The organism is Flavobacterium sp. GT3P67, from assembly GCF_004349155.1.
GTDB lineage: Bacteria > Bacteroidota > Bacteroidia > Flavobacteriales > Flavobacteriaceae > Flavobacterium > Flavobacterium ranwuense.
This window is the reverse complement of the sequence record NZ_SMLF01000003.1, coordinates 254,345-267,749: the sequence shown is the minus strand read 5'-3', so window position 1 is coordinate 267,749 and position 13,405 is coordinate 254,345. Positions and strand designations below refer to the sequence as shown.

The following is a 13,405-nucleotide window of genomic DNA, read 5'->3' as shown; positions in this document are numbered from 1 at the left end:
AAATCCCGGAGTTGGCATACTCCGGGATTTTTTTTTGCAACAAAATATTAAAACTAAAATTTTTATAAAAGCCCACCGCTTCCTTGGGTTTCATTTTTATCTCTTTGCTTTCTTTGAATGGCTTTATTTTTCCCACTTCCGAATCTATAATTGAAACCTACGTAAACGGATTGGCTCTCCCAATTAAATTGTCCGTTAGCTTTATAAGGTCTCTCTCCATTAAAAGCAAAATTCATGGTGTTGAAAATGTCGCTGAAACGGGCACTTATGGTTCCGCTTCCTTTTAATACATTGTAACTGGTTCCGATATCCATTTTCCACATAGGCTCTCTTAAGAATTGTAAGCTCACATCACGTCCTCTATACATTCCAGACAATTGAAAACGCAAGTCTTTTGTGGCTTTAAATGTATTGCTGATTCGTGCATTGAAAGTAGTGGCATTAACCGCTATAAATTCGAAATTTCCAGGTGTGTTTTCAATAGTTCCTTTTACTGTTTTCTTATAAGCATCTAAACTGATATTAGCACTCCACCATTTTTTGAAATCTAAATTTCCGGAAACTTCCACACCATACGCATCATTGTTTTCGAAGTTGTCGTAAGATAATATTTGTTTGTTCGTATCTTCAGGATTGGTAAAAATTACTCTGGTAATTTCGTCCTCAATTCTTCTGTAAAAAATACCCGAAGTGATAGATCCAATTTTAGTTTTTCGGGTGTAATTCAATTCAAATGAATTGGTAAATTGAGGGATTAAATCTGGGTTTCCTTCAGAATCGATTGTAGGGGTACTCCATTCCCTGATTGGGTTTACCTGTGAAATACTTGGTCTGTCTACACGTCTTGAAAAACTCAAGTTGAAAGAGTTGTTATCGCTTGGATTGTAAGTTATAAAAGTAGATGGATAAAGGCTTAAAATATCATCTTCAAATTTCGAATCGGCTTCGCCATCTTTTTTAAATAGTGCCTCTACATCGTATTGTTCCAAACGTGCTCCCACTTGAAAGTTCCATTTTTTCCATTGTTTTCCTAAAGTGGCATAAGCCGAATACAACGATCTGTCATAAGTAAAAGCAGAACCGAAAGCATTGTCTTTGAATAAACTATTGTCAGTATTATCATTTCTGCTTTCCAATCCCAATTCTAATTTGGTAGTTTCGGTTAATGGATTAACATAGTCAAGATTAACGATAGTGCTTTTGCCTAAAGTTTCCACATCATTGTTGAATGAATTAATTAATGCCCCGGTGGTTTTGTTATAATTGGTATAAACAGCATCTTCTGGATCATTGTTTTTGCTGTAATTGACTTCTAATTCTAAATTGTGTCCTTCTTTTTTGAAATTCAATTTATAATCAAAATTATAGGTTTGGGAGTGGTTGTCACTTTTACTTCCAAAAAGTTGTAATTTGTCTATATTGTTGTTATTAACATAATCTACATCGGTACTTCCAAAACCATTTCCTAAGAAAAAACTTTGATTGGTATAAAACGAAAAAGTATTTTTTTCGTTGATATAGAAATCAAATCCCAATTTAGCCAAATGCGAGGTGTTTTTATTGTTAAATTCAAACTTCTGAAGGTTTTCTTTGTTTGTCTCAAAACTTTTTATAAAACCATAGTTTGCGTTTTTTCCATGATTAAAACCATAATTCCCGTAGAAATTAAACTTTCCAGATCTGTAATTTAAGTCAAGAGATGAGTTTACTTTTGGAGTTTTTCCAAAGGTTACACCATTGTTAATGCTTCCATTAAAACCAAGTTTACTGTTTTTATTCAAAACGATATTGATAATTCCGCTCATTCCTTCGGGATTGTATTTTGCCGATGGATTGGTGATTAATTCAATTTGTTTGATGGATGCCGATGGGATTTGTTGCAATACCTGCGCTGCATCCATAGTCGTTGGTTTTCCGTCGATTAATATGCGAACATTAGAGTTTCCTCTTAAACTGATGGCATTCGTTTGTGGATCCACACTCACTGAAGGAATGTTGTTCATGATTTCTCCAGCTGTTGCTCCGGCAGAAATCAGATCTTTACCCACGTTAATAATCTTTCTGTCGATTTTTTGTACAATGGTTGATTTTTCGCTTACTACTTCAACACCAGCCAGCTGAATCGCATCTTCCTCTAATGCAATTGTATTAAAATTGATGCTTCTGTCTTCCGTTAATTTTGCCGATTTTATAATCGTTTTATAACCCATAAATTGGATTTCAACAGTATAATCTTTTAAAGCTAAATTTTTTATTTGAAAAGTTCCTTTATCAGATGTAATACCGCCAGTGATGACTTTGCTGTTTTCTTTTACCACAATATTTACATAGGGTAACGGTTCGTTTGTCTTTTTGTCAATAATTTTTCCTGAAATTTCTCCTGAAATTTCCAGAATTGATGATTTGACCGAAGTTTGCGCCTGCATCGAAAACAGTGTTCCAATAAAGCAGATTAAAATTAATTTAAGTTTCATGATTGTTTTGATTTAAGTGATTGATGATGCAAATGTATTATTTTATACAATACTATGTTAAACACAATACCTTTTTTAGTAATATTTAACATTTTTTAACAAATACTAAATATTAAAAGTTTCTTAATAGACTTTCAAATAAGGATTTTGTTACATCGATTTTTGAAAAAAATATGGATTTCTACCTTAAACTAGGTTAAAAGCTTCATTTTTAGATGGAAATTAACTTGTTTTCCAATTTTCAAATTACTACATTATGACTATCTTTGCCCCATAAAACCAATACACGAAATGACATTACCACAAATTCTTACGCCCTCAATTGAAAAAGCAGTAAAAGTTTTATTTGACGTTATTATTGATAAAGTTGAATTTCAAACTACACGCAAGGAATTTGAAGGGGATATTACAATGGTTATTTTTCCATTGTTGAAAGTTGTTAAAAGTAATCCAGTTGAATTGGGAAATAAAATTGGAAACTATTTAGTTGAAAATGTAGCTGAGGTAAGTCGGTTTAATGTGGTTTCAGGATTTTTGAATATTGTTATTTCAGATGACTATTATTTAGATTTTTTCGGAGGAATAAAAGACGATGTTACCTTTGGCTTTGTTACTCCAAATCCAGAAGACAAAGCGGTAATGGTTGAGTATTCTTCACCAAATACCAATAAACCATTGCATTTAGGTCACGTACGTAATAATCTTTTGGGTTATTCGGTTGCTGAAATCATCAAAGCTTCTGGTAAAAAAGTGTATAAAACTCAAATCATTAATGATAGAGGAATCCATATTTGCAAATCGATGTTGGCTTGGCAAAAATTCGGAAACGGACAAACGCCGGAATCAACAGGTTTAAAAGGCGATAAGTTAGTTGGAAATTATTACGTGAAGTTTGAACAAGAATTTCAAAAAGAATATACTGAATGGCAGAAAACAAAAGAGTATTCTAAAGAGTTTTTAAAGGACAAAAACACAAGTTTAGCTAATAAATTGATGGGTGAGGATGGAGAAATGCCTATTTTTTTTGATGATGGTGGTTTGATTGAAAATGAAATGTTTTCAGAAGAGGGAGATCATAAGAATTTCAAGTCTAATTTTAAAGATAAATATTTTAATAATTATAGTAAAATTGGAGGAGAAGTAAAAGAAATGCTGCAAAAATGGGAAGCTGGAGATGATGCCGTAATCACGCTTTGGAAAACCATGAATCAATGGGTTTATGATGGTTTTGCCATTACCTATAAAAATTTGGGAGTTAATTTCGATTGTTATTACTACGAAAGTAACACGTATTTATTAGGGAAAGATGTGGTTCAGATTGGTTTGGACAGAGGCGTTTTCGAAAAAGATCCTGACGGTTCAGTTTGGATTGATTTAACGGATGAAGGTTTAGACCGTAAAATTGTATTGCGTTCAGACGGTACTGCGGTTTACATGACGCAAGATATTGGAACTGCAATTCAGCGTGTGAAGGATTATCCAGATGTGGGCGGAATGGTTTATACGGTAGGAAATGAACAGGATTATCACTTCAAAGTGTTGTTTCTTATCTTGAAGAAATTAGGTTTTGACTGGTCTAAAAATCTATTTCATTTGTCTTACGGAATGGTAGATTTGCCTTCAGGAAAAATGAAAAGCCGCGAAGGAACTGTTGTCGATGCCGATGATTTGATGCAGGAAATGACGGCTACAGCTCAAAAAATTGCCGAAGATTTAGGGAAATTAGATTCCTATTCTCCCGAAGAAAAAGCAAAATTATACAGCACAATTGGTTTAGGCGCTTTGAAATATTATATTTTGAAAGTAGATCCTAAAAAACGAATCCTTTTTAATCCGGAAGAATCGGTAGATTTTGCGGGAAATACTGGGCCGTTTATTCAATATACGTATGCCAGAATTCAATCGATTATTCGTAAAGCCAATTTTGACTTTTCGAATAAATCAAAAATGGTAGTGCTTCATGAAAAAGAGAAAGAACTGGTAAAACAATTAGAGCTGTTTCCTGAAGTAATTCAAAATGCAGCACAGCATCACAGTCCTGCTTTGCTCGCAAATTTCACCTATGATTTAGTTCGTGAATACAATTCATTTTATCAGGCTGTCCCTATTCTTGGCGAAGAGGATTTAGAAAAGAAAATTTTCAGAGTTCAATTATCTAAAAAAGTAGCGGATACTATTGCTGCCTCATTTAGTTTGTTGGGAATAAATGTTCCGGAGAGAATGTAATTTTTTTTAACTTCTTTATTGTGAAAATAATATTTTATTGGTACATTTAATGTCAAATAAATAGTTTAATCATGAGAAAGATAGCTTTTTACCCGCTTTTGATTGTTTTGTTTTTACTGAATGTAGCTGGAACATGTTGTGCTGATGATCCCGAAGTGGTGTCTATTGTAAAAAATAATCTGACACAGGTAAATAGCATACTAAGTCAAGGTACTTGGAAAGTGAGCTATTTTCTTGATAAAAATAGTAATCTGACAAGTGAATATTCAGGATATAATTTCACTTTTGGAATGAATGAAATTTTGACTTCTAACAATGTTGCCAATACGTTCACTGGAAATTGGTCCATTGTAAAATCGAATGGTATTGATGATAACCCGGACAATGATTTGGATTTTGCCATTTCATTTTCAAGTCCTGATACATTAATGGAGTTGACAGCGAATTGGGAAGTTGCTGAAATTATGGAAACTAAGGTTCGGTTGAAAAGTAAATCTGGCAATGTTGATGGAATCAATTATTTGACTTTCGAAAAAAAATAAATTTATATCGTTTAACGATTTTGTAAAACTTTAGAAACAGTCTCAAAAAAGGCTGTTTTTTTTATAATATTATGAATACAACTTCAAAATCAAATGCTTAAATTTGCACTTCAAAATAAATCAATACTATGTTCGATAATTTAAGCGATAAACTAGATAAAGCCTTTCATATACTTAAAGGTCACGGAAAAATCACCGAAGTAAATGTAGCCGAAACGCTGAAAGAAGTTCGTAGAGCCTTACTTGACGCGGATGTTAACTTTAAAATTGCGAAAGATTTTACCACCAAAGTAAAAGAAAAAGCAATTGGTCAGGATGTATTGACGACACTTCAACCAGGACAATTATTGGTGAAGTTAGTGAAAGATGAATTGACAGAATTAATGGGTGGTGATGTTGCCGGAATCAATCTTTCGGGAAATCCATCGATTATTTTGATGTCAGGTTTGCAAGGTTCAGGAAAAACTACTTTCTCAGGAAAACTAGCCAATTATCTTTTAACAAAGAAAAATAAAAAACCATTATTAGTTGCTTGTGATATTTACCGTCCTGCGGCGATTCAACAATTATACGTAGTTGGAGATTCGATTGGAGTAGAGGTTTATTCAGAGCCAGAAAATAAAAATCCAGTAGAGATTGCTCAAAATGCAATCAAACATGCGAAAGCAAATGGGTTCAATGTAGTGATTGTCGATACTGCCGGTCGTTTAGCAGTCGATGAGGAAATGATGAACGAAATAGAACGCGTTCATAAAGCGATTCAGCCTAATGAAACGTTGTTTGTTGTTGATGCAATGACGGGTCAAGATGCTGTAAATACTGCAAAAGCCTTCAATGAAAGATTAAATTTTGATGGGGTTATCTTAACCAAATTAGATGGTGATACGCGTGGTGGAGCTGCAATTTCGATTAAATCGGTTGTTAATAAACCAATTAAATTTGTAGGTACAGGGGAAAAGATGGATGCAATTGATGTATTCTATCCAATTCGTATGGCCGAAAGAATTTTGGGAATGGGAGACGTTGTGTCTTTGGTAGAAAGAGCTCAAGAGCAATTTGACGAAGAAGAAGCAAGAAAAATCCAAAAGAAAATTGCCAAAAACGAATTTGGTTTTGATGATTTCCTTTCTCAAATTCAACAAGTAAAGAAAATGGGTAATATGAAAGATTTGGTAGGAATGATACCAGGTGCTTCAAAAGCCATGAAAGATGTGGAGATAGAAGACGATGCATTCAAACATATTGAAGCAATTATTCATTCGATGACTCCAATTGAAAGAAGCAAGCCAGCTTTAATTGATGTAAAAAGAAAAGCCAGAATTGCAAAAGGTTCCGGAACCAAAATCGAGCAGGTCAATCAGTTGATGAAACAGTTCGAACAAATGAGCAAGATGATGAAAATGATGCAGGGCCCAGGAGGGAAAAACCTCATGAAGATGATGGGTGGTATGAAAGGTGGAATGCCAGGAATGAAATAAAAATGAGTCAAAAGTCGAAAGTCTTAAGGTTGTAATGACTTTAAGACTTTCGACTTTAAGACATTAAACTAAATTAAAATGCAACTACTAGACGGAAAAAAAACAGCGGAAGATATTAAGAGTGAAATCGCTGCAGAAGTACAAAAAATGAAAGACAATGGGGAGAAAGTCCCTCATTTAGCAGCCTTGATTGTTGGTAACGACGGCGCTAGTTTAACTTATGTAGGAAGCAAAGTAAAAGCCTGTGAAAGAGTAGGTTTTGAGTCGACTTTAGTAAAAATGCCAAGTACAACTACTGAAGTTGAATTGTTGAAAAAGATTAAGGAATTGAATGAGAATGATGCTATTGATGGATTTATCGTTCAATTGCCGCTTCCGGAACAAATCGATGAGCAAAAAGTGTTAATGGCGGTAGATCCAAGTAAAGATGTTGATGGATTTCATCCTGAGAATTTTGGAAAAATGGCATTAGACATGACTACTTTTATTCCTGCAACACCTTTCGGAATTTTAGAATTGTTAGAAAGATACGGAGTAGAAACAAAAGGAAAACATACTGTAGTAATTGGGCGCAGCCATATTGTGGGAAGACCAATGAGTATTTTGATGGGAAGAAAAGGTTTTCCTGGAAATTCAACAGTGACCCTAACGCACAGTTACACTAAAAATATTGAAGAAATTACCATTCAGGCGGATATTATTATTACGGCTCTTGGCGTACCTAATTACCTGAAAGCGAATATGGTAAAAGAAGGTGTTGTGGTTATCGATGTTGGTATTACTCGTGTTCCTGATGAAACCAACGAAAAAGGATATGTTATCACCGGTGATGTTGATTTTGAGCAGGTGAGTAAGAAATCATCGTTTATTACTCCGGTTCCAGGTGGAGTAGGGCCTATGACAATTGCAATGTTGTTGAAAAATACGCTTTTGGCAAGAGAAATGAAAAGAAATAAATAAAGAGAAAAATAGTTTTGATGAAAGCCTTAAATGTAAGTTTAAGGCTTTTTTTATCTTAAAAAACGCATAAAATTCTGATAATTGATGCTAAAACGGAATTTAAAGAATACTTTTGCACCACTTAAAAAAAAGACCTTTAAAATGGACGATTATTATTCGGAAATGTTGAACTAATGTAGCTCTTGAACTATTTTCAAGATGCTGTAAATAAACCTATAGAATTTTGAAATGAGAACTTTTTACAAAAACAATAACGGATTAATTGCCATTGCTGAATGGACTCCAAACTGCTGGATAAATATTGAATGTCCTACCGAAGCAGAAAAAAAATATTTACTCGAAGACTTACAAATTCCCGAAGCATTTTATAATGACATTGAAGATATTGATGAAAGACCAAGGATAGAAATTGAAAATGGTTGGACTTTGATTATCATGCGAATACCTGTAAAGAGTAACGACGTGAAGTTGCCTTTCCATACAATTCCTGTCGGGGTTGTTTTTAAGGGAGAAGTTTGTATCACCATCAGTTTTCATAAAACAGAAATGCTTACGGATTTTGTAACTTATACCAAACGCAAGAATATCAACATTAAAGACAACTTCGATTTAGTGCTGAAATTATTGCTTTCCTCCAGTGTTTGGTTTTTGAAATACTTAAAGCAAGTCAATCAAAAAATAAAATTAGCCGAAGACAATTTAGAAAAGTCAATTAAGAATGAAGAATTACAGGCGTTGCTTCAAATTGAAAAATGTTTGGTATTCTTTATGACTTCCTTGAAAGGGAATGATATTTTGTTGCATCGAATCAAGAATATAAAGTCCCAAAAAGAACATTTTGATTTGGAGTTATTGGAAGATGTTGAAATTGAATTGCGTCAGGCGCAAGAAACTACTAATATTTACAGCGACATCTTAACGGGAACTATGGATGCGTATGCTTCTGTGATTTCTAATAATATGAATACGATTATGAAGCAGATGACTTCGATTTCGATTATTTTGATGATTCCAACATTGATTGCGAGTTTGTATGGAATGAATGTTCCTAATGATTTAGAAGATAACCGCTATGGAATATGGATTGTTATTTCGGTATCCGTATTGTTATCTGCTTTTGGAGTATTCTTGTTCAAAAGAAAAAGATGGTTTTGATAATTCTCACTTTGGATAAATAATATTTTTGACTCATAGGGTGCAATTGATTTTTACCATATAGAAATTATAGTATTTAAAAAGAGTTTGATAGATGTTTTACTTTTCATGTAGTCAAGCTATGCAAAAAATAATGCTGTTTTCTATTATTTCTTTAATCAGAAGTTTTATTTTTCTAGGGGGTAAAAAAAATGTCTTTTTAATTACACCAACAGGTTATTTTATAATATTTATTGAAATTAAATCGTTTTCTATTTTGAAATCAAAAAATAATAAATAACTTTGTACTTCAAAGTACTTTATTTATGAGTCAAAAGCTTCAAGAAGATTTATCACATATTCGTTCCATGATGGAACGCTCTTCAAGATTTATTTCGTTAAGTGGCCTTTCAGGAGTATTTGCCGGGTTATTTGCATTAGCTGGGTCAATTTATGCGTATCAATTGTTTAAAAATAATGATATTGAATATTTTGATGGTAGGCAAAAGATGTATAGCTATGATTTAATAATAGAATTAGCATTCATTGCTTTGGCAATTTTGATTTTGGCTTTGGGATCCGGTATATTTTTTACTTTGAGAAAAAGTAAAAAGTTTGATTTGCCTATTTGGACTAATACTACTAAAAAAATGTTGCTGAATTTAGCGATTCCTCTATTTGTTGGAGGCGTATTTTGTATGGCACTTTTATACCATCAGTTATTTGCACTGATTGGTCCCGTTACTTTATTGTTTTATGGCTTAGCACTTATTAATGCTGGAAAATATACTTTTTCGGATATCAGATATTTGGGTGCATGTGAAATTATTTTAGGATGTATTTCCCTTTTTTATCTTGGTTTTGGGCTTGTTTTTTGGGCAATAGGATTTGGAATTTTGCACATCCTTTACGGAATAATTGTGTTCAAAAAATACAAATAGAAATGAGTATTATTGATAAATTAAATAAAGATTTCGAAAGCCGAGTCAGATTAGGCATTATGTCTGTTTTGATGGTAAACGATTGGATTGATTTTACCGAAATGAAATCTTTATTGAATATTACTGATGGGAATTTAGCAAGTCATACTTCGGCATTGGAAAAATCGGAATACATAGAAGTAAAAAAAGAGTTTGTTGGTAAAAAACCGAAAACTTCATATCGAGTTACTAATATGGGTAGGGCAGCTTTTGTTTCCCACTTAAATAGCCTTGAAAAACTAATCAAATCTAATAGCTGAAAATTTTTTATTTAAATACTTTGAAATGCAAAGTACTTTAAAATATATGATTATGAAATCACCACTAATAAAAAGAATGTGTAACAAATACCGATAATAAATAAATTCAACAAATATGAAAAAACTACATTTTATTTTAGTCAGCAGTTTGGTTTTTACACTGCTTTTTTACAACGAGGATTTAGGTCTCAATTGGGCCATTTTCGGGATGATGCAAACCGCCTTAATATGTTATTTCTTTCAAGAGAAATTCACCAGTAGGTTACATTTGATTTTAGTGGTAACATCGGTTTTGTCTTGTTTTGCGTTTGCCTGGTACAGAGATTTTCCATCATTTTTTGCCATGGCTTTGTCGATTATCTTTTTACAATTCAAAACCCAGGAACCAAAACTTAAATTGTTGCAGGCTTTTCCTTTAGTGTTAATCAACGGAATCGCTTCGTTAGGTCGCATATTTATGTTCAGTCAATATCTTCCTAAGCGAAAAGTCAATAACGGTTTTGCTAAAAAACTGATTGCTTATTTTGTTATTCCAATCCTATTTCTTGGGTTGTTTTTAATCGTATATTCTTTTGGAAGCGATCATTTTTCGTCTATGTTTACCCGTTATTACTTAGATATTGATGCTTGGCAAGTATTTGTACTTACCGCTTTAGGATTTTTTATTTCGTTCACTTTCTGGAATTATTGGATTCCTGAGGTTTGTTATGAAAAGAATGATTTATTGGACAATGATTTTAAGGAAGAAGCCAAAACGCAAAATCAAAATTCATTTTCGTTTCTGGATATTGATTTTGAAAGAAGAAGCGGCGAGATTACGTTGTTTCTTTTAAATGTGCTTCTTTTGGTTTTCATTGCGACTTATAATTACGAACAATTTTTTGAAGTGGTCAAAAAATCTAACTTAAGTTCTGATACACACGAAAGAGTAAATGCCGTTATTTTTTCAATCATAATGGCAGTTGGCGTTATTTTATTCTATTTTAAAGGAGGGTTTAATTTTGATGGAAAAGCTAAAAAGCTAAAAAAACTAGCTAAGATTTGGATTCTTTCTAAACGGAATTTTAATAGTATGTGCCATTATCAAAAACTCAGAATACGTTTCGTTTTTCGGATTGACTTATAAAAGGTTAGGTGTATATGCTTTCTTGATTCTAGCCATAATTGGATTGGTTATTTCTTTTATAAAAATCACCAAGCAAAAAACAAATGCTTTTCTTTTCAATCAAATGATTTGGTATTTCTACGGAACTATTTTGCTATGCAGTTTTGTCAACTGGGGAAATCTGATTACCAATTATAATATTTCGGTAAACAAAGGTGTTGAACAACGTTTTCTGAGAAGTTTGAATTTTAATCATAAAGCTTATTATGATTATTTTAAACTTCATCCTGAAGAGATGGAAGACAAATATGATTATAAAGAGGGTAATGTAGCGCGTGTTCAAAATGAAACTATTTTGTCTAAATCGCTCTATTTCGAATTTTTAGATACTAATAAATAAAAAAAAATCCCATCGGCCGTAGACTGCCCCAAAAAGTTAGACACTATTTGGGGGTATTTTTTTAGGTTTAATAATCGTTTTTTCCTTTAAACCTGGGATCATCTCTTTTGATGAATTCGGTTCTTCTTTTTGGCGCTTCCGTTTTGGGTAAACTGGCTTCTTCGGTTTTACTTGAAGGTTCAATCAATTCGTTTAATTCTTTGATTTCGGCATCTGTCAAATCACGGTAACGTCCTACAGGAATATCCAGCGAAATATTGATGATTCGAATGCGTTTTAGCGCCGTAACATCATATCCTAAATATTCTGTCATTCTACGGATCTGACGGTTTAAGCCTTGTGTCAAGATGATTTTGAAAGTGAACTTACTGATTTGTTCCACTTTACATTTTCGGGTAACAGTGTCCAAAATAGGAACTCCATTGCCCATTCTTTCGATGAAACGATCAGTGATGGGTTTATTTACTGTTACCGTATATTCTTTTTCGTGATTGTTTCGGGCGCGTAATATTTTATTGACGATGTCACCGTCATTGGTCATGAAAATCAAGCCTTCACTGGCTTTGTCCAATCGTCCGATAGGGAAGATACGTTTGGGATAATTGATGTAATCTACAATATTATTGCGAACATCAAGGTTTGTGGTACATTCGATTCCTACGGGTTTGTAGAAAGCAAGATAAACAGGTTTCTCATTTTTCTCACGGATTAATTTACCGTCAATACGCACTTCGTCATTTGGGGAAACTTTTGTCCCTAATTCAGGAACGACTCCATTGATGGTCACACGACCTTCTTCAATGATTTTATCAGCTTCGCGGCGGGAGCAATACCCAGTTTCTCCTATGAATTTATTGAGGCGTTTTAGATTTTCTTCCATACTGCAAAAGTAGTCAATTTGTTTGTTAGATTTTTAGACTTCTTAGATTTTTGGATTGTTTGAAAGTTTAGTTTCGATGGATTGTGCTAAGTCTTCTTAGATTTAATACACAGGTTCTTATCATCTAAGAAGTCTAAGAATCTAATAAGTCTATTTTTGTTCTTCAAATAAAAAGCGGGACACTTTTTCATACAATTCGGCGTCGTGCATACTGTGTCCTAAACCTTTGGTTTCGATAAAAATTGCATTTTCCCATGCTCCGGCAATTTTCTTTCCCTCTTCGAATAAAACTACCGTGTCGTCAATATCATGGGCGATTAGTCCTTTTATGTTCAGTTTTGAGGCGAATAATTTCCCTGAAAATTGTTCCAGATTGAGTTTGAAATGATTTAAATAATGATCTTCTAAAGATTTTGAAATTTTAGTATTCAAGCTCAATAATGTAATATAATTATTGAGTATGATGTTGAAATCACTTGGTGCTCCCAGAATCACCATTTTTTTTAGTGCGTCATTTTGATAAACGGATTGATAATACAAACAGGTTTTCCCGCCAATGGAATGCCCAATCAGGTATTGAGGCTTGAATTTTTCAACAGCAATATGAATAAATTCGGCATATTTAGGAATGCTAAATTCTTTGCCGCTGGATAATCCATGAGCCGGACCGTCAATCGCAATAATGGTGCTTCCTGATTTTTTTAAATAGGGTAGTAAGTTTTCCCAGCGAGAAGCGTTGCTTTCCCAACCATGAACCAAAAGAATAATGGTGTCATTTCCTATCCAAGTATAGGTGTTAAAGGAATGTTTCCCATGTTGGAATGTCTCGGATTGTGCTTCTTGTAGAATTCCGGGAAGATTTGTTTTTGATAATTTACCTTCTCGAGGTTCACTAAAAAAGGCGTACGCCAGCTGTGATGCTTTTTTTGGAAATACAAAACTCAAAAGATTAATGTATACCCCAAT

At 33.3% G+C, this 13,405-nt stretch carries 12 protein-coding genes; 9 read left to right on the top strand and 3 right to left on the bottom strand.

Annotation, left to right across the window (positions count from 1 at the left end):
* Positions 1-62: 62 nt before the first annotated feature.
* Positions 63-2,474 carry a TonB-dependent receptor domain-containing protein gene (locus E0H99_RS07560; protein ID WP_131993274.1) on the bottom strand — a complete coding sequence of 804 codons (2,412 nt, stop codon included), beginning with the start codon at positions 2,472-2,474 and terminating at the stop codon, positions 63-65.
* A gap of 291 nt (positions 2,475-2,765) precedes the next feature.
* On the opposite strand from E0H99_RS07560, the gene argS reads away from it, so the two are divergent.
* The 9 genes from argS (at position 2,766) to E0H99_RS17415 (ending at position 11,559) form a co-directional block, all read left to right on the top strand.
* Positions 2,766-4,700: an arginine--tRNA ligase gene (argS, locus tag E0H99_RS07555; RefSeq protein ID WP_131993271.1), complete on the top strand. Its 1,935-nt coding sequence runs from the start codon at positions 2,766-2,768 to the stop codon at positions 4,698-4,700.
* Positions 4,701-4,771: 71 nt separating this feature from the next.
* Positions 4,772-5,242, top strand: coding sequence for a hypothetical protein (locus tag E0H99_RS07550; protein ID WP_131993268.1), 471 nt, complete (start codon positions 4,772-4,774; stop codon positions 5,240-5,242).
* Between the two features lie 128 nt (positions 5,243-5,370).
* Complete coding sequence (gene ffh, locus E0H99_RS07545; RefSeq protein WP_131993265.1) at positions 5,371-6,720, top strand: signal recognition particle protein; 1,350 nt, start codon at positions 5,371-5,373, stop codon at positions 6,718-6,720.
* Between the two features lie 78 nt (positions 6,721-6,798).
* Positions 6,799-7,680: a bifunctional 5,10-methylenetetrahydrofolate dehydrogenase/5,10-methenyltetrahydrofolate cyclohydrolase gene (locus tag E0H99_RS07540; protein ID WP_091205932.1), complete on the top strand. Its 882-nt coding sequence runs from the start codon at positions 6,799-6,801 to the stop codon at positions 7,678-7,680.
* A gap of 228 nt (positions 7,681-7,908) precedes the next feature.
* Positions 7,909-8,835: a magnesium transporter CorA family protein gene (locus tag E0H99_RS07535; protein WP_131993262.1), complete on the top strand. Its 927-nt coding sequence runs from the start codon at positions 7,909-7,911 to the stop codon at positions 8,833-8,835.
* 305 nt (positions 8,836-9,140) lie between these two features.
* A complete protein-coding gene (locus E0H99_RS07530; protein ID WP_131993259.1) occupies positions 9,141-9,755 on the top strand; it encodes a hypothetical protein in 615 nt (204 codons plus the stop codon).
* A gap of 2 nt (positions 9,756-9,757) precedes the next feature.
* Positions 9,758-10,054 carry a winged helix-turn-helix domain-containing protein gene (locus tag E0H99_RS07525; protein WP_131993256.1) on the top strand — a complete coding sequence of 99 codons (297 nt, stop codon included), beginning with the start codon at positions 9,758-9,760 and terminating at the stop codon, positions 10,052-10,054.
* Between the two features lie 115 nt (positions 10,055-10,169).
* Positions 10,170-11,180, top strand: coding sequence for a hypothetical protein (locus tag E0H99_RS07520; RefSeq protein ID WP_240723456.1), 1,011 nt, complete (start codon positions 10,170-10,172; stop codon positions 11,178-11,180).
* Positions 11,116-11,559, top strand: a complete 444-nt coding sequence (locus E0H99_RS17415; protein ID WP_317128653.1) for a DUF4153 domain-containing protein — start codon at positions 11,116-11,118, stop codon at positions 11,557-11,559. The genes E0H99_RS07520 and E0H99_RS17415 overlap by 65 nt, the downstream gene beginning before the upstream one ends.
* Before the next feature lie 67 nt (positions 11,560-11,626).
* Here the strand turns inward: E0H99_RS17415 and rluF are convergent, their stop codons facing one another.
* Together rluF and E0H99_RS07510 are read right to left on the bottom strand one after the other, a co-directional pair.
* Positions 11,627-12,439 (bottom strand): 23S rRNA pseudouridine(2604) synthase RluF, encoded by an 813-nt coding sequence (gene rluF / locus E0H99_RS07515; protein ID WP_131993253.1) that lies wholly within the window; start codon positions 12,437-12,439, stop codon positions 11,627-11,629.
* Positions 12,440-12,589: 150 nt separating this feature from the next.
* The gene (locus E0H99_RS07510; RefSeq protein ID WP_240723455.1) at positions 12,590-13,384 is read right to left on the bottom strand and encodes an alpha/beta fold hydrolase; all 795 of its coding nucleotides are present in this window, start codon (positions 13,382-13,384) and stop codon (positions 12,590-12,592) included.
* Positions 13,385-13,405: the final 21 nt, after the last annotated feature.